The sequence below is a fragment of the Elusimicrobiota bacterium genome, assembly GCA_026388095.1.
Taxonomy (GTDB): domain Bacteria; phylum Elusimicrobiota; class Elusimicrobia; order UBA1565; family UBA9628; genus UBA9628.
In genome coordinates this window covers 1-16,246 of record JAPLKL010000004.1, presented here as the reverse complement: position 1 = coordinate 16,246, position 16,246 = coordinate 1, and the positions used below count along the sequence as shown (strand labels likewise).

At 65.8% G+C, this 16,246-nt stretch carries 14 protein-coding genes; 6 read left to right on the top strand and 8 right to left on the bottom strand.

Annotated elements, in window-relative coordinates:
* Positions 1–50 precede the first annotated feature (50 nt).
* Entirely contained in the window at positions 51–1,631 is a 1,581-nt protein-coding gene (locus NTY77_00230; protein ID MCX5793906.1) for a HAMP domain-containing sensor histidine kinase, read from the top strand.
* A gap of 1 nt (position 1,632) precedes the next feature.
* Positions 1,633–2,022, top strand: a complete 390-nt coding sequence (locus NTY77_00225) for a response regulator (protein ID MCX5793905.1) — start codon at positions 1,633–1,635, stop codon at positions 2,020–2,022.
* A 9-nt stretch (positions 2,023–2,031) separates the two neighbouring features.
* Here NTY77_00225 and queA read toward each other — a convergent pair whose 3' ends face one another.
* The 6 genes from queA to NTY77_00195 are packed head-to-tail and all read right to left on the bottom strand — an operon-like array spanning position 2,032 to position 7,144.
* A complete protein-coding gene (gene queA, locus NTY77_00220; protein ID MCX5793904.1) occupies positions 2,032–3,054 on the bottom strand; it encodes a tRNA preQ1(34) S-adenosylmethionine ribosyltransferase-isomerase QueA in 1,023 nt (340 codons plus the stop codon).
* Positions 3,055–3,065: 11 nt separating this feature from the next.
* On the bottom strand, positions 3,066–4,217 hold the full coding sequence (locus NTY77_00215) for a SpoIID/LytB domain-containing protein (GenBank protein MCX5793903.1): 1,152 nt from the start codon (positions 4,215–4,217) through the stop codon (positions 3,066–3,068).
* A gap of 2 nt (positions 4,218–4,219) precedes the next feature.
* Positions 4,220–5,251 (bottom strand): Holliday junction branch migration DNA helicase RuvB, encoded by a 1,032-nt coding sequence (gene ruvB / locus NTY77_00210; GenBank protein MCX5793902.1) that lies wholly within the window; start codon positions 5,249–5,251, stop codon positions 4,220–4,222.
* Positions 5,251–5,874 carry a Holliday junction ATP-dependent DNA helicase RuvA gene (locus NTY77_00205; GenBank protein MCX5793901.1) on the bottom strand — a complete coding sequence of 208 codons (624 nt, stop codon included), beginning with the start codon at positions 5,872–5,874 and terminating at the stop codon, positions 5,251–5,253. Before NTY77_00205 ends, ruvB begins: the two co-directional genes overlap by 1 nt.
* Positions 5,871–6,392 (bottom strand): crossover junction endodeoxyribonuclease RuvC, encoded by a 522-nt coding sequence (gene ruvC / locus NTY77_00200; protein ID MCX5793900.1) that lies wholly within the window; start codon positions 6,390–6,392, stop codon positions 5,871–5,873. Before ruvC ends, NTY77_00205 begins: the two co-directional genes overlap by 4 nt.
* Entirely contained in the window at positions 6,389–7,144 is a 756-nt protein-coding gene (locus NTY77_00195; protein MCX5793899.1) for a YebC/PmpR family DNA-binding transcriptional regulator, read from the bottom strand. Before NTY77_00195 ends, ruvC begins: the two co-directional genes overlap by 4 nt.
* A gap of 107 nt (positions 7,145–7,251) precedes the next feature.
* On the opposite strand from NTY77_00195, the gene NTY77_00190 reads away from it, so the two are divergent.
* Positions 7,252–7,995 carry a GH25 family lysozyme gene (locus NTY77_00190; GenBank protein ID MCX5793898.1) on the top strand — a complete coding sequence of 248 codons (744 nt, stop codon included), beginning with the start codon at positions 7,252–7,254 and terminating at the stop codon, positions 7,993–7,995.
* 18 nt (positions 7,996–8,013) lie between these two features.
* On the opposite strand, the gene NTY77_00185 is transcribed toward NTY77_00190, so the two are convergent.
* Positions 8,014–9,279, bottom strand: coding sequence for a hypothetical protein (locus NTY77_00185; protein MCX5793897.1), 1,266 nt, complete (start codon positions 9,277–9,279; stop codon positions 8,014–8,016).
* A 138-nt stretch (positions 9,280–9,417) separates the two neighbouring features.
* Here NTY77_00185 and NTY77_00180 point away from each other — a divergent pair, with 138 nt between their 5' ends.
* Together NTY77_00180 and NTY77_00175 are read left to right on the top strand one after the other, a co-directional pair.
* Positions 9,418–10,086 carry an SOS response-associated peptidase gene (locus tag NTY77_00180; GenBank protein MCX5793896.1) on the top strand — a complete coding sequence of 223 codons (669 nt, stop codon included), beginning with the start codon at positions 9,418–9,420 and terminating at the stop codon, positions 10,084–10,086.
* Between the two features lies 1 nt (position 10,087).
* Positions 10,088–10,480, top strand: coding sequence for a hypothetical protein (locus NTY77_00175; GenBank protein MCX5793895.1), 393 nt, complete (start codon positions 10,088–10,090; stop codon positions 10,478–10,480).
* Between the two features lie 10 nt (positions 10,481–10,490).
* Here NTY77_00175 and NTY77_00170 read toward each other — a convergent pair whose 3' ends face one another.
* Positions 10,491–12,548, bottom strand: coding sequence for a GDSL-type esterase/lipase family protein (locus tag NTY77_00170; protein ID MCX5793894.1), 2,058 nt, complete (start codon positions 12,546–12,548; stop codon positions 10,491–10,493).
* Between the two features lie 2,551 nt (positions 12,549–15,099).
* Between NTY77_00170 and NTY77_00165 the strand changes: the two genes are divergently transcribed.
* Positions 15,100–15,777, top strand: a complete 678-nt coding sequence (locus tag NTY77_00165) for a hypothetical protein (GenBank protein MCX5793893.1) — start codon at positions 15,100–15,102, stop codon at positions 15,775–15,777.
* The last annotated feature ends 469 nt before the right edge of the window (positions 15,778–16,246 follow it).

Here is a 16,246-nt window from a genome sequence, read left to right as displayed (position 1 = left end):
CTAACATATCATAATCCAAATGGAGTGTGATAGAATCTATGGCATCCGCCATGCCTCCTAGCGATTCCGAAGTGACCGCGCTGTTGGGGAGATTCGCGATCCTGGCCGCAGCCAGTTCGATGTTCCTGGGCTGCTGCGTGCTCCTGGGCTGGATCCTGCAAAGCGGCGGGCTCTTCCTGGTCCCCGCGGCGCTGCTGGCCGTGCATCCGCTGACGGCCGTCATGTTCGTCGCGGCGGGAGCTTCTCTGCGCGGCATGGAGATCCGGGATCCCCGGGTGCGCCGCCTGGGGCAGGTCGGCGCCGCGCTCCTGATCGTCCTGGCGATCCTCAACCTGGCCGGCTTCGGAGGCGGGTATGTGAGCCTCGATCATCTGTTCATGAGCCATTGGAAGGCCGGGCAGGCCGCGCCGCATGTGGCCCCCCTGGCGATCGTGGGGTTCCTGTTCATAGGGCTGGCGCTGCTGTTCTTGGAGCTGGAATGGCCGGCCGGCCTGTGGCCGGCGCAGATCGTATGCGCCGGCGGCCTGGCCGTGGCCCTGCAGACGCTGACCGGCTATGGCTACGGCATCAGGCCCCTGCTGTATCGCGGCCCCTTCTTCGACGCCATGGAGCTCAACGTCGCGCTGGCTTTCGCCGTCCTGAATCTCGGCATCCTATGCGCCCGGCCGCAGCGGGGGATCATGGTCCTCATGAGCAGCGAAGGGCCCGGCGGCTCGAGCGTGCGCCTCCTGCTGCCGGCCATGATCATCATACCGACCAGCCTGGCCACCGTCAGGCTGTTGGTCCAGAGCACCGGGCTCTACGACTCCACCGCGGGCTCGTCGCTGTTCGGCCTGGCCAACGTGCTCATCTTCGCCATCCTGATCTTCTGGAACGCCGAATCCCTGCAGCAGATGAACCGCGAGCGCCTGCGGGCCGAAGAGAAAGCGCGGGAAGCGGCGGAACTGAAGGTGAACTTCGTCAACGTGGTCGCCCACGAGTTGCGCGCGCCTTTGACCTGCATCAAGCTGGGCATCGACAACGTCCTGGACGGGTCGGAAGGCACTCCCACCGAGGGGCAGCGCGACTGCCTCAGCATCGCCAAGCGCAACGTGGACCGCTTGGCTCGCCTCATCAACGACGTCCTGGACTTCCAGAAGCTGGACTCCGGGCGCATGCCGTTCTTTAAGAAATCCCTGGATATCAACGTCTTGCTCGACGAGACCGCGCAGGCGTTCTCCCCGGTCGCCAAAGCCAAGGGCCTGGACCTGGCCTTGGAGCTGGCGCAGGGCCTGCCGCGCGTGAGCTGCGACAAGGACAAGATCTCCCAGGTCGTGATCAATCTGCTCAACAACGCCGTCAAGTTCTCGGAGCGGGGACGAGTGACGATCAAGAGCGCCCTCCACGACGGGCAAGTCCGGGTCTCGGTGCAGGACGAAGGGCCCGGCATCAGGAAAGAGGACATGGACGCTCTGTTCAAGAGCTTCTCCCAGATCAGCTCGATCAGCGCCAAGAAGGAAGGCAGCGGGCTGGGTCTCGCGATCTCGCGCAACATCATAGAGAGCCACGGCGGGAACATCGGGCTTGACTCCCGGCCCGGGAAAGGGACGACGTTCTATTTCACACTGCCGGCCGAGACCAGGAGCGCTTGATATGCCGATTCGAATCCTTTATGCCGACTCCGACCCGGACACCTTGCTCCTGGTGTCCAAGAAATTGGCCAAGCGCGGCTATGTGGTCATATCGGCCGGGGAAGGCAAGCAGGCTCTCGAGCTGATCCGCAAGGAGAAGCCCGAGTTGATCATCCTGGACTACTTCCTGCCCACCATGAAGGGAGACGAAGTCTGCAGGCTCGTGAAGGCCGATGCCGAATTGAAGCGCATCCCGGTCATCCTGCTCTCAGCCAGCACGGCCATGCTGCCGCCGGAGGTCTGCGAGGCCATCCCCTGCGATGACCGGATGAACAAGCCCTTCGACATGTCCATACTGCTGGAGAAAGTGACCCGGCTGGCTCCCTTGCCGGAGCAGCCGGGCGGCCGCTGAGCGCGCCCCTCAGAGCACCAGCATCGCGTCGCCGTAGGAATAAAGCCGGTAGCGCTCGCGGAACGCCTCCCGGTAGGCGGCCAGCAGCCTCTCCCGTCCGGCCAAAGCCGCGGCCAAAAAGAGCGGCGTGGACTTCGGCAGGTGGAAATTCGTGATCAGCCCGCCCACCACGCGGAACTCATGGCCCGGGCAGATATACAAAGACGTCCAGCCCTGGCCCGGACCGAAGCCGCCCGGCTGGCGGGCCAAGGTCTCCAGCGCCCGAGTGCTCGTCGTCCCCACGGCCACCACCCGCCCGCCCTCGCGCAGAGCCCGCGCCACGAGCTGCGCCTGGGCCTCGGCCATGTGGAAGTGCTCGGGCAGCATGGGATGGCGGCTCGCGTCGTCCACGGTCACCGGCCGGAACGTGCCCCGGCCCACGTGCAGGGTCACCTTGGCCAAGCCCACGCCTCGCCCCCGCAGCTCATCGAGCAGCCGGGCTGTGAAGTGCAGGCCCGCCGTGGGCGCCGCGATGGAGCCCGCAGCCGAGGCATAGACCGTCTGGTAGCGCTCCCGGTCGGCGGCGTCCGGCAGGCGCTTGCGCTTGAGGATGTAGGGCGGCAAGGGCGCGTGGCCATGCTCGGCCAGGTAAGCGGAGAGGTCCGCGCGGTCGAAGCGGCAGAGGTACTCTCCGTCTTCGTTGAGTCCCTCCACCTGCGCCTCGGCGCCGCCGGGGAAGGACAGGCGCATGCCGGCCTTGAGCCCGGTGGCCAAAGCGGTCCAGAAGCCGGGCTCCAGCTCGCGCACCAGCAGCAGTTCCGCCTTGCCGCCCGTGGACTTCTTGCCCAGCAGGCGGCAGGGCAGGACCTTGGTCTCGTTGAGCACGAGGCAGTCGCCGGGCTTGAGCAAGCTCGGCAGGTCGCGGAAATGCGCGTGGCGCAGCGCCGCGCCGGCGCGGTCCAGGACCAGCAGCCGGGCCGAATCGCGCGGCTCGGCCGGGACCGAGGCCACCAGCTCCTCGGGGAAAGGGAAATCGTAATCGGAAAGAGGGATGCGCTCGGCCATCACTCGTCCACCACGGACAAGGTCGAGCCCGGGAAGTAGTACTGCAGGATCTTCTCGTAGCCGCGGCCGGCGTCGGCCTGCATGCGCGCGCCCCATTGGCACAGCCCCACCCCGTGTCCCGAGCCCGCGCCCTCGAACTCCACCCCTTGGCGCCGCAGCTTCGCCGAGCGCAGACGCAGGCTGCGCAAAACCGTAGGCCCTACGGCCTTGCGGAACGCCTCGGCGCTCACCACGACCGCCTCGCCGCCGATGTCGGCCAGGAAGGTGCGCAGGTAGCCCGCCCCGTCGCGCCGGCCCAGCCGGAAGCTCTTGAGCCTGCCGCCGACCAAGCGGCGGCTCTGCAGGGCCGCGAGCACATCGGCCTTGGACACCAGCACTCTCCAGCGACCCAAAGGCGACTTCGCGCAGTAGCGGTCCTTGACCCCGCGCAGGGGCACGGGCGCCGTCGCGCCCTGCCCCCAGACCTGGCCGTAGTCCGCGGTGTGCCCGCCGCAGCAGGCGTGGTAGTAGACGTCGAGGAGCTCGCCTTTGAAGCCCAGGACCTCGCCGCGGGTCTCGGCCACGGCGCGGCGCACGGCCTCGTTGTCGGCGCCGACGCCGCCGTAGACCTGTGAACGCGTGTCCGAGGTCAGGTCGAAGCCGGACTTGCGGTACTTGCCGAGGTGGTGGTAGGCGAAGGTCCGGGCCACCACGGCCTGGGCCTTGAGCGCCTCCCGCGGCCAGCCCGGCTCCATCTCGCGGGGCACGACGCCGAGCAGGTACTCCTCCACGCCCATCTCGGCCACCACCGTGACACTGTCGTCGGCGACGGGCTTGACGATGAGGCTGCCCCGGTAGCGGCCCGATCCGGCCAGCACCGTGGCCTGGGGGTCCTGGGGGACGAGCCGCGCCTGGCCCCGCAGGTGGAAGGGGCCGAAGATCAGGTCGTCTCCGTCGACGGAGACGCGGTAGTCCTTGTACGGCAGCAGTTCCTCCTGCCAGCGGCCGGCTGCGTCGCGCAAAGTGAAGCGGCCCTCGGGCTTGATAATGAGGCGGCGCACCCCGTGCAGGACGCCGATCTGGATGAGCCGCTCGTTGTACGCGGCCCGCGCCTGCGGCGCGGGCGCCGCGGCCGACCAGGCCAGGACCGCGGCCAGCAGCAGGGCGGGCATCTTCAGAACAGCTCGGGTTCCTTCTTGGGAGCCTTGCGGCCCAGGTGGGCGTAGCCCTTGGCCGTGACCACCCGGCCGCGGGGCGTGCGCGCGATGAGCCCGGACTTGATGAGGAAGGGCTCGGTCACGTCGGTCAGAGTGTCGATCTCCTCGCTGACGGCGATGGCCAGGTTCTCCACGCCCACGGGACCGCCGCCGAACTTCTCGATGATGGTGGACAGCAGGCGCCGGTCGGCCGCGTCGAGGCCCGCGGCGTCGACCTCGAGGCATTCCAGGGCGTAGCGCGCGATTTCGGCGGTGATGACGCCCTGGCCCTTGACCTGGGCGAAGTCCCGCACCCGGCGCAGCAGCCGGTTGGCGATGCGCGGGGTGCCGCGGCAGCGCCGCGCGATCTCGCGGGCGCCGTCCGGCTCCGTCTGGATCCTCAGGATCGCGGCGGAGCGCCGCACGATGGCCTCGAGCTCTGCGGCCTCGTAGAAGCCCAGGTTCCCGATGATGCCGAAGCGGTCGCGCAGCGGTCCGGTCAGGAGGCCCGCCCGGGTGGTGGCGCCGACCAAAGTGAAGCGCGGGATGGCCAGCTTCATGGTCGAGGCCGCGGGGCCCTTGCCCGTGGAGATGAAGAAGGTGAAGTCCTCCATGACCGGGTAGAGGGCCTCCTCGACGATGGGGTTGAGGCGGTGGATCTCGTCGATGAAGAAGACGTCGCCTTCCACCAGGTCGGTGAGCACGGCGGCCAGGTCGCCGGCGCGCTCCAGGATGGGGCCCGAGGAGGTGCGCAGGCTGACGCCCAGCTCGCGGGCCATGATGTTGGCCAAAGTGGTCTTGCCCAGGCCCGGGGGGGAATAGAAGAGGCAGTGGTCCAGCGGCTCCTTGCGGGCCTTGGCCGCGGCCAGGAACACCCGCAGGTTGGCCTTGAGCTTCTCCTGGCCGATGAACTCGTCGAGCGACTTCGGCCGCAAAGACCGGTCCAGGGCCTCGTCCTCGGGCTTGGCCGCGGGGGTCAGGACGGAATCGATGCCTTCGGGGTCTGCCATCAGAGCCTCTTGAGGGCCAGGCGGATGATGCGCTCGGCGTCCAGCGCCTCGCCCGCATTCTCCTCGGCCACGGCCAGGAGCGCCGCGCGCGCCTCGGCGGAACGATAGCCCAGCGCCGCCAGTCCGCTCAAGGCCTGGTTCATGGCGCCGGCCGGGACCTGCGCTCCGCCCGCGCGGACCAGGCGCTCGGCGCCGGGCACGCTCACCGCCTCGATCTCGTCCTTGAGCGCGTCGATGAGCCGCTCCGCGGTCTTGCGCGTGAAGCCGAACACGCCGGTGAGGACCTTGGCGTCCTTGTCCAGCACGGCCCGGCGGAAGTCGGGCAGGGACCGGGAGGCCTTGTCCAGGTACTCCAGGGCCTTCTTGGCCCCGGTGGAGGGCACGCAGTCCCGGAAGGTCAGGAACATCTCCTTGTCGGATGGGGTCATGAAGCCGTAGAGCGTGACCCCGCCGCCATACATGGCCACGGACTCGGCGATGTGCAGTTGGACGCCGCGGCCCGGCTCGGGCAAGGACGACGCCGTGGCGGGCGTCACCGAGACCTCGTAGCCCACGCCCGCGACCTCCAGCACCACGCTGTCCTGGGTCTTGCTGAGGACCGCGCCGCGCAGCGAGGCGATCACCTGGCGCCCCCGTGCACTTCCAGGACCTGCAGGCGCTTGACGCGGCCGCAGCGCAGGTGGCACAGGGCGATGGCCGCGGCGTCGGCCACGTCGTCGGGACGCAGCAGGTCGGCCAGGCCCAAGGTCTTGGAGACCAAGCGCTGCATCTGCCGCTTATCGGCCGCGCCGCTTCCGGTCAGAGCGGACTTGACGGTGCGCGGGTTGTACTCGGAGATGGCGCAGCCGGCCTGGGCCGCGGCGAGCAGGATGACCCCGCGCGCCTGCAAGGTGCCGCGGATGGTGTGGGCGGCCTTGAGGAAGAACATCTCCTCCACGGCCACGTCCTGCGGCCGGTGGCGCTCCAGCAGGCGCGCCACTGCGCCGTAGATGAGGCAGAGGCGCTCGGGCAAAGGCTGGGCCGGGAAGGTCTTGATGAGGCCGGAGTCCTCCAGGCGCGGCGCGGCCCCCGCTTCGCCGCAGAGCACGGCCCAGCCCGTCTCGGATACGCCCGGGTCTATGCCCAGGACGGTGCTGGTCATCCCACCTTGTCCAGGATTTCGTCCGGGATGTCGAAGTTGGCGTGGACCTTCTTGACGTCGTCGTTGTCCTCAAGGGCGTCCATGAGCTTGAGGATCTGCGCCGCGGCCTCGGCCTTGGTGACCGGGACGGTGGTGTCAGGCTTCATGTAAATCTCGGCTGAGGCCACGGGGATCTTCTGGGCCGCCAGCCCGTCCTTGACCTTGGCGAGGTCCTTGGGGTCGGTGTAGATTTCGTAGGCTTCGGCCACATCGGTGACCACGTCCTCGGCGCCCAGATCCAGAGCGTGTGAGATCAAGGTGTCCTCGTCGACCGGGGCGGGCTTGGCCACGGAGAGGAAGCCTTTGGGCTTGAACATCCAGGCCACGCAGTTGGCTTCTCCGAGGTTGCCGCCGTGCTCCCGGAAGACCTGGCGCACTTCGTTGAGGGTCCGGTTGTGGTTGTCCGTGGTGACTTCCACGATCATGGCCACGCCGTTGGGGCCGTAGCCTTCGTAGACGCGCTCCTCGTACATCACGCCCGGGAGTTCTCCCGTGCCGCGCTGGATGGCGCGCTTGACGTTGTCCGCGGGCATGTTGGACGCCTTGGCATCGTCGATGGCCTGGCGCAGGCGCGGGTTGGAGCCGGGGTCCCCGCCTCCGGCCCGGGCCGCGATCGCTATTTCCTTGACGATCTTGGTCCAGACCTTGCCGCGCTTGGCGTCGACGATGGCCTTCTTGTGCTTGATCCCGGCCCAATGCGAGTGTCCGCCCACGTGTCCTCCTGGTCCGCCTGAGATTGCACTGCTGGTATCAAAATTGTCCGGGCCTTGCCAACGGAGCGTGGCCGCAGGCCACGCGGCCATGGTATCATTGCTCTGCGATGAACCCCGCGCAGTGGACGGCCTGGCTTCTGGTCTTGGCGTTCGCCGGTGCCGCGCCCCGGCCCGCCCTGGCCCGGCCCGGCGCCAAGGCGGCACCCAAGCCGGTGCCCAAGGCGGTCTGGGGCATCGACGTGTCCCATCATCAAGGCCGCATCCGCTGGGACCAGTTGCAGGGGCAGGGTCTCTCCTTCGTCTACATAAAGGCCACGGAAGGCGACTATATGGCGGATCCCACCTTCCTGGAGAACTGGCAGGGCGCGGCGCGCGCCGGGCTGGCCCGGGGCGCCTACCATTTCTTCGACCTGTGCGGCCGCGGCGCGCCCCAGGCCGACCAGTTCATCAAGCTGGTCCCGCGCAGCCCGGGGTCTTTGCCTCCGGCCATCGACCTGGAGCCTTCACCGGGCTGCGCCAGGCTGCCCAGCCGCAAGACCCTGCTCCGGGAGCTGGCCGCCTATTCGCGGAAAGTCCGCAGCCGCTACGGCAAGGCGCCGGTCTTATACCTGGACTACAAGATGTACGACCGCTACCTCAAGGGTCAGAAGCACGGCTACGCGCTCTGGATCCCGTACTACAAGGACCGGCCGGCCCTCTCGGACGGCCGCGCCTGGACCTTCTGGCAGATCTCCAACAAGGCCACGCTGCGGGGCATCAATGGGCCGGTGGATGTGGACCTCTTCCGGGGCAGCGCGGCGCAATTCGTCTTCCTGGGCAAGCCGGTCCCGAGCCTCTTCGCCCAGCGCTGAGCGCTCTGCGGGCCCCGCTCAGTTGAGCTTCTTGCGGAACACCAGCAGGAAGTTGTTGGTCTGATACCCCTGACGTCGGATCTCGTCGCCGCGGTCCCGGGCGCGGTGCTGGAAGATGCGCCACCACTCCGTGACCGGGTAGTCCGAGGGGACCGTCTTCTCGTTGAAAGCTGCGATCAGCTCCCATTCCCCGGAAGACACGAACTCTATGGAGACCTGGTCGCGGACCTTTTCCCGGTAGTTGTACTGGGCGAAGGCGGTCTCGTCATACTGGTGGTTGTGCGCGATGAGGAAGAAGCCGCCCTCGCGCACCAGGCTCATGTAGCCCTGCAGGCGCTTGCGCCAGTCCCCGCTCATGTCCAGGAAGGCGACATGGGCGAGGTCCACGCTGCCGGCCCGGGGATAGCGGGGGTCTTCGGGGGAGGTCAGGACCGCGACGTCGCGCCAGTTGGAGCGCGGGTCGGGACGCGAGGCCGAGTCGCGGTCGTACTCCGCATAGTTTTTGGGGGCCGCGAGCTCGAAGCCGGTGACCTGCGCGTCCTTGTCGAGCCAGGGCTGACCTTGGATGTCCTTCTGCCAACTCCCGGTTCCCGCGTCGCCGTTGAACACGCGCCTGATGCGCTCACCCGAGAAGAGCCCGGCTAGAGTCCCGCGCGTCCGGGCCAGCAGGCCGGCGGGGCGGCGCTGACCGGAATCGGCGACCGCGGATCCCTCTTCAGGGGACCGGCCCTGCCAGTCCGCCAGGGCCTCCCGGACGCGCAGGCGGACCCGGCGGGCGGACTCCTCCTCAAGATAGGAGCGCAGGACCGCATGGAGCTTGCGCACGGCCGCGCGGTCGGAGTCGGCAACGAGGGGAAGGACCCGCCGCAGGTCGTCGAGTTCCTGGTAAAGGGAGCCGGCCTCGCGCTGGGTCTCAACGCCCTGCGCCTGGGAGAGCAGGCCGCGCGTGTAGGCGCCCACGGCCTCGGTGACGAGGGCCGCCCGGGCCTCGGGCCCGGCCGCGGCCTGGAACTGCGCGGCCGGAAGGCCGGAGCGGACCGCGACGCGGACGAAGGTCTCGCGCAGGTAGGCGCCGCGGAGGCTCAGCTTGAAGCCGGGCCCGGACAGGGAGGCCGAATCGCCGAGGCTGCCGCGCCAGGCCGCGGCCTCGTTGGCCTGGAGCACCAAGCTGGCCGCGGGCGCCGGCAGACGCGCCGGTGCCACGGACCGCAAAGCCTGCGCCGCGGCCGGCGCCGCCAGACAGAGGCTCAGGCCGGCCAGGCGCAGCGCCCTCCAGGGGAGCATGCCTCCATTGTACTCGGCCGCGGGCGCGGGCCCATAGTGAAGAAAGTCCCAGGCCCGGCGCGGAAATCGGCCCATCCCGGGCGGCCCGAGGGGCCTAGGCCCGTGGACACCCCCCGAAGGAAACGGTAGACTCTCGGCATGTGCGGCCGCTACACCCAGACCTTGGACCTCCGGGCCCTGCAGGAGCGCTTCCATTTTGCGGCGTGCCGCTCCGAGCCCACGCCTCGCTACAACATCGCCCCGACCCAGCCGGCGCCGGTGGTCCTGGCCGACGCCGGGCGGGTCCTCGACGCCCTGCGCTGGGGGCTCATCCCGGCCTGGGCCAAGGACATGTCCATCGGGCACAAGCTGATCAACGCGCGGGCCGAGTCCGTGGCCGAGAAGCCGGCCTTCAAGGCGCCCTTCCGCAAGTCCCGCTGCCTGGTGCTGGCCGACGGCTTCTATGAATGGCGGCCACAGCCTGGAGAGAGAGCGAAGATCCCGCTGCGCTTCACGCTCCCGGCTCGTGAGCCTTTCGCCATGGCCGGGCTCTGGGACTCGCGGCAGGCGCCGGACGGCGCCGTGGTCAGGTCCTTCGCCATCATCACCACGCAGGCCAACGCGGCCTTGCGGTCCGTCCACGACCGGATGCCGGTGATCCTCAGGAGAGAAGACGAGGACGCCTGGCTCGATCCGGAGGCCGCGCCCGCGGATCTGTCCCGCCTGCTGGTCCCGTACCCGGGCGAACTGGCGTGCGTCGAGGTGTCGCCGCTGGTCAATTCTCCCAAGGCCGACCTGCCGGCCTGCATCGAGGAGGTCCGCCGCTGACATGCGCGCCTGCCTGCTGGCCGTCTTGGCGTCCGGCCTGTGCGGCTGCTATCGCGCTCCCCAAGCCGCGGTCGGCGGGCTCTATTCGGTGCAAGACGGGCAAGGCCTCTATCGGGCCGCCAAGGTGGTGGCCATCGACGAGGACGGAATCCATCTCCGGCTCTTCAAAAACAACTGGAAGCGCAGGCCGAAGGCGGTGGACTCCAGCTCCTTGGCCTTGGGCACCGTCTACGATTCCGACGGCTTCGGCATCGGTCATCTGGCTCTGAGCCAGGAGGAGTTCGTCTCCTGGAAGCCGGTGCTGCTGTCCCGCGAGGAGCTCAAGCCCGATGAGGTGGATGGCTACCAGCTGTGGCGGCGGGGCCGGAAGGGGGATTTCGCCGGCAAGCCTTGAATGCTGGCTTCTAGGGGATGAGCCCGGCCTGCTTGAGCCCGTCGGCCAAAGTCCGGGCTATGATCCCATAGCCCGCGGCGTTGCAGTGCCCGTCCCGGGAGTAGTACTGGGCCTCGACACCCTGTTCGCGCAGGCGGGCGAAGGCCTGGTGGACGTCCACGAAGGCCGCCCCTTCGGCAGCGGCCAGCTCGGCGTAGCCCGCGTATCGCGTGAAGCCCGTCCCCTCCGGATAGTTCATGATGACGAGCTTGATCCCGCGCCTGTGGCATTCGGCGGCGATGTCCCGGATGTCGCTTCGTATCCACGCGTCGAGCCTCTGCGGGAGCGACTTCTCGTCCCGGCTGCCGCCGGCAAGGCCCTCGGGCGTGGCCAGGAGCTCATCCATGGATTGTCCCCTGAGCTCGCTCCAATAGGCCAGTCGGCGGCCCAGGCGCGCGTGCTCCTGGAACTTCCTGGCCCAGGGCTCCGCCGCAGCGGGGTCCCCGCTCTTGGTGCCCCGGCCCCGGTAGGAATGCAGAGTCAACAGGTCGAAGTCCGGCACCTCCGGCGCCAGCCGCCGGCCGCGGTCGGCCCACTCCCGGGCCTTCTCCGCTTGGTCGTGGTAAAGGAACTTGAGCGCGATCTCGAAGATGAGCTTGGGGTCCCGGGGACGCAGCGCCGCGGCTCTGGCGAAAAATGCCTCGGCTTGGCGGGCCCGTCCCGGGTTCAGTTCTTCCTCGCCCATGACCAAAAGCGGGCGATGGTCTGCAGGCCGCAGGCGCAAGAGCCTGCGGGCCAGTTCCAGGACTTGCCGCTCCGGCGCGCCGGCGCGCCGGAGGGTCTCCGGCGCGTCGAGGCAGAGCTCCTGCCAGGAGGGCTGGGACGCGCCGCGGGCGGTGCACCGCTCGATGATCTCATCGTAACCGCCGCTGTTGAGCAGGGCGTTGAACCGAGCCTGAGCCGTCTGCGCGGCGTTCCCGTCGCCTGGCCCGCCTTCCGGCAGGCTGTCGCTCAGGCCGGGGTCGAGCCGGAGCGCCTCCGCCGTCATGGCCAGGCTTTCCTCGGACCGTCCCGCATTGCGCAGCAACCGTCCCAAGGCCAGCCAGCTGCCGCCCTGGCAGGAGTCGAGCCGCAGGGACTTCTGGAGCAGGGCGATGGCGCAGGCGGGGTCCGTCCGGTCCACGATGTGCCCGGCGATGCGGTAGAGCAGCGGGTCCGGCGGCGCCGCGGCGAGCACGCGGTCGAGCTTTTGGCAGGTCGGAGCCCCACCCTCCGTCGCCGCGCCGCAGAGCCCCACTTGCGCGTAGCCGTCCCCGGGAGCCAGGCGCAGGGCGGCCTCGAAGCGGGACCGCGCCTGGGCCGGGTCCTGTGCGACCAGGTCCACGAACCCCAAGAACGCGAGCAGTCTCCCGTCCCGGGGCCTTGCGGCCAGGGCGTCCTGGACCGTCCGCCGCGCCGCGGCCACGCGGCCGGTCTCGAGAAGCGCGCTGACCCGGGAGGGGAGGTCCACGGGCCGCGTCGCCCTCTGGCAATGGCCGACTCCCTGCGGCCAAGCGGCGCCGGCCGCGCTGGGCAACCCGCGCTGCCAGGGGTGCCAGAGCAGCCGGGCGAGCTTGACCACGCGCAAGTTGCGCAGAGTGTCGACCAGGGCGCGCGCCAGGGGCGGGCGGCCGGCCGGGTGGAAGCCGGTATAGTTCCAATAGTTCGCCGCGCCGATCATCAGGGTCACGATGCGGGGCTGGAACTCGTCGGCGGCCTTCAGGAACATGCTCTTGGCGATGGCCGTGTTGGCGGCGCCGCGGTTGGCGTTGACGACGCGGTAGGCGGCGCCGGAGCCTTGGTTGAGCAGGGCCTCGAGTTGGGCCGGGTAGCCCTGACCGGGCGGGGCGCCGGTCCCGGCCGTGAAGGAGTCCCCGACGCAGAGGATGACGGTCCGCCCCGCGACCGGGCGTTCGGCCCGCCCGTAGCGCCAGAGATGGACCCGGCCGATGACCCACAAGCCGAGGTCCAGCGCCAGGACCGCGGCCAGCAGCCCCAGAGCGAGCGCGAGGCATCGGGAGAGCACCGGCCCCAGGCCTTCAGTCTTCATGAGCACTTGGTTGTAGGAGTTTTTGAGCTGCTTTGCAACTTGTCAGCACCCTCCGACCCACCGCGAGCTTTGTCCCCGTTCCGTGGATTATTGTTGTAGAATCAACGCCTCAGGGCCCGTAGTTCAACGGATAGAGCACGTGGCTTCGAAGCGGGCCCCGTTTCGTTGACCGTCCTTGCCGATTTGGGTTCCTCGTCGGCGAATGGCACATCGCAAGTCCCGGCTGTATGATGGCGTTTGGTGCCCTGGGATGGCCGGAGGGCACCACAGAGGGCACCACTTGGCCGAGGCCGGAAAGGAATCTCAGACTGCTCAGGCTGGACAGATTCCACTATCCCCGCGACCCGGCGCGTCCTGGCCATCGATGACGACCTCGAATATGGCCGGGTGGTCTGCCGCACCCTCCAGGGAGACGGCTACGAGGCATATCTCGCGGCCACGGCCGCGGAAGGGCTGACCCGGGGCAATGCCTCTCTGCAGGACCTTATCCTGCTCGAGATCCGTTTGCCTGATATTGATGGCATCACTATCTATAAGGGCTCCGCAGGCAACGGGGTATTCCCGCTATCCTTATGAATGGTGAGGCGTTCATCGAGAACGTCTTGGAGGCAATCTCTGTCAGCCTGAATGCCACGCCGTTTTCAAGAAGGGGGACCTTGATCTGAACCTTCTTGTGGAGCGGGCTCATAAGGCGTTGGCTGCACCGGCTTAAGCCCGGGGTAGACTTGTCCCCGACGGTCAGCACCTTGTGCGGCGAGGCCGAATCGCCGCCGACCTCCTTAGCCAGAAGGTTTGGGGTCGGCGATGGTCAATTAATTCCTTCCTTGGGTGCTTGGCGCTTCGCTTTGCCATGCATCTTGTTACGTAGCGAGGGACCAGTCTGCCGGGCGGACCTTCTCCAAGAGGCGCGGGTGGAGAAGGGGAACCTCAACTTGGTTGAGGTCATGATTAATCGTCTGCGTCGGGATCTGCAGCGTTACAGCACGAGGAGAATCGGAACCACACCGCATGGTTATAAACTGATTGCGATAGCTGAGCCACCTTCCGAAAGGGCCTTCTCATCGGGAAGGTCAGACGGCCTTGCTGCTTGTAAGAATTTAGACACTTAATTCCTGTCATTTGATTCACTTGACAATAGTAGACTGACCTGTGTTACAATCCCATCGTCGTTCCCTATCATGCGCCGTCGGGAGCATGGGGCTCATCTGAAAACGCCGAGCACCTCTTCGCCGAGGTTTTCTATAGATACAGTTCTGCCTTGCGGGGCACAGAGCCCTTCCGTTATTCCAACCTTCGAGCCAGGGATTCTCCAAAGCCTGGTGATGCTTGTGCTTATCCTGTCTGGCGGCCTAGTATTCCCGTCTGCCGCAAGGTCCAGTGTCACAATTACAATCGATCAGCAGGGCGGGGATTTTACACGTTTCCCCGATGGTTTTGTTCTATCGGGGACTGCAAGCGTAGATGATCCCGACCCTGCTCCGAATTTGGTGAAAGTGACAGAGACATTTGAGTACGGCTCAAATCCCAGGTTTTATTGGAACGGGACGAGCTTTCAGACGGACCCCATAAATTATTTGGAAAAGGTAGAGTGCTGGCATGGCAGCAGCAAATCGGTCACATGGACTTGCCCCCCTGTCCCGTCGGAACTTATGGAACAAGGGACATACCTCGCTACGATTTGGGTGACGGATTCTGCCGGCAATACGGCTACGACCGTCGATTCTAAGTATTTTACTTATGAGCCTGAACTGACGCTAACGGGGGTGTGGAAGATTACCCAAAACACCATCGGAGTCGTGACCGGATTGGGTGCTGCAGACGGGGTGGCCTATGGGAGCACTGGCTTCCTCTGCGCAAAGGTGAACCACAACTATACGAACAGGGTCTTTTTTCAAAGTGCTCGGGGGGCCCTGAAGTGGAACCAATTTGCGTTGCGCACTGAGTGTGAACAGACTGGGAAAGGTACCGAGACCGTAGAAGTGCAATCCACACTTGACCAATGTTGGGATAAGGACTGGGTACAAGGGTGGCTCGATGGAGGGAGGCAAAGAATCCCGCATGCGGACGCTGCGGTTGAGGTCCCAATCCTTGTACCTAAAGCGACAGTTTCAACTTACGACGCGGATTCGAGCATAAGATGTGCATGGGGGGGCCGCGCTCGCTTTAACATCCAGTTTACAAATCCCCATAATGTCTCATTTTATGGCCTGACTTTTACCGAAACTATAAGTATACCTTGGAAAACCGACCGATGCTTTGTTGGCCCCTCTACTTCCATAACCGATCAGGCGGTGCCCGGAAGTACTATCCGCGCTGATAATTTTTCGCAAGAACAAGATAGGAATGGAACATGTATCCCAATCCCGACAGAGAGAGATAGGATGTTGTTCAGGCAATGTGCGAGCCAGATTGAACAGACACTTAATGTCGGTGCCTGCCCTATTAAGAACACCATTACGGAAAAGTTTGTTGATTCTTCTGGGCATATGACTATATGGCGCAGCGATGGCGGAAGTTCGCCACCGCTCGGCCCGTGAGGTTAGGGGTTATGATGAACGACCACGAGATGAGGCGGTTTCGTGGACTTGTCAATTTGCTTTGCGTGTCTATTTGTTGCGTGACAGGCGCTGCGGGTCCCAGCGTGGCTCAGCAGGATTTTCTTGACCAACCAACCAAGAACTTTAACGCCCGGGATGGCGGAGAGTTTTTGGGATTGTGCTTTCAGCTTGGGTTGCCGTGCATTATATTTGGGCAGCGAGGCGACAATGGATGGAAGGACGATGATCGCCTCGTCATGAAAGACACCACGCCGAGAGCCATTCTCGATCAGATTATGCGGCGCCACCCAGATTTTCAATGGCGATCTGAGAATGGGGTGTTGGTGATGTGGCAACGGCCGGATAAACCTGCTAGCCAGGAACTGGCGAAACGCGTCAAGTCATTGTCCATTAAGAAGAAATCGAGCATGTTCGCCGTGACGAAAGTCTTCGCGGCGGCGCAGTTGGGTTTGGCAGTCAATCAATCATATGGGTGGCAGCAGTTTTATCCGATTTCCATCGACCTGAAGGGAGTTTCAGTTCGTGAGGCGCTTATCTCCATCGCGAAGATGGAAGGACAAGCAGTATGGATACTTGACCGACTGGGGCCTGACTCGTGGCTGGTAAACTGCTCATCTTGGCGCAAGAAAGGCGGCATTGATTTCTCGCCTAACGAAGGAAAGACGAAATGACTAGGCGAGTTTCGTCAACGCCCACATGCATTGGTCAAACGAAAGACAATTGGAGTATCCCGATCCCGTCGGGAAGCCTGATTCGCGATAGGGGATTTTCGGGGTTGATAGCTGAGTTGCGACCGGCTGAAGGACTTCGCATGTATCATCTGATGCCCAGCAGTAACCGATGGATTATACCTTGCCCTCCCAAAGCTATTCCTCGACTTCGGATTTGCAACCTTACGGAATGGGAATATAGGACCTGGTTTCCCTTGACAATAGTAGACTGGCCTGTGCTACAATCCCAGCGTTGTTGCCTTCATGCTTCGCCGAGAGCATGGGGCTTATCTGAAAACGCCGAGCACCTCTTCGCCGAGGTTTTCTGTAGAAACAACTCTGCCTTGCGGGGCACAGAGTCCTACCGCTATCCCGACCTTCAGGTCAGGCATCCGCCAAAGCCTGCTTATCCTTGTGATTCTCCTGTCCG

Coding starts and splice junctions, on each gene's coding strand:
- NTY77_00230 (MCX5793906.1), top strand. CDS start 51: ATGCCTCCTAGCGATTCCGAAGTGACCGCGCTGTTGGGGAGATTCGCG.
- NTY77_00225 (MCX5793905.1), top strand. CDS start 1,633: ATGCCGATTCGAATCCTTTATGCCGACTCCGACCCGGACACCTTGCTC.
- NTY77_00215 (MCX5793903.1), bottom strand. CDS start 4,217: ATGCCCGCCCTGCTGCTGGCCGCGGTCCTGGCCTGGTCGGCCGCGGCG.
- ruvB (MCX5793902.1), bottom strand. CDS start 5,251: ATGGCAGACCCCGAAGGCATCGATTCCGTCCTGACCCCCGCGGCCAAG.
- ruvC (MCX5793900.1), bottom strand. CDS start 6,392: ATGACCAGCACCGTCCTGGGCATAGACCCGGGCGTATCCGAGACGGGC.
- NTY77_00190 (MCX5793898.1), top strand. CDS start 7,252: ATGAACCCCGCGCAGTGGACGGCCTGGCTTCTGGTCTTGGCGTTCGCC.
- NTY77_00185 (MCX5793897.1), bottom strand. CDS start 9,279: ATGCTCCCCTGGAGGGCGCTGCGCCTGGCCGGCCTGAGCCTCTGTCTG.
- NTY77_00180 (MCX5793896.1), top strand. CDS start 9,418: ATGTGCGGCCGCTACACCCAGACCTTGGACCTCCGGGCCCTGCAGGAG.
- NTY77_00175 (MCX5793895.1), top strand. CDS start 10,088: ATGCGCGCCTGCCTGCTGGCCGTCTTGGCGTCCGGCCTGTGCGGCTGC.
- NTY77_00170 (MCX5793894.1), bottom strand. CDS start 12,548: ATGAAGACTGAAGGCCTGGGGCCGGTGCTCTCCCGATGCCTCGCGCTC.
- NTY77_00165 (MCX5793893.1), top strand. CDS start 15,100: ATGAACGACCACGAGATGAGGCGGTTTCGTGGACTTGTCAATTTGCTT.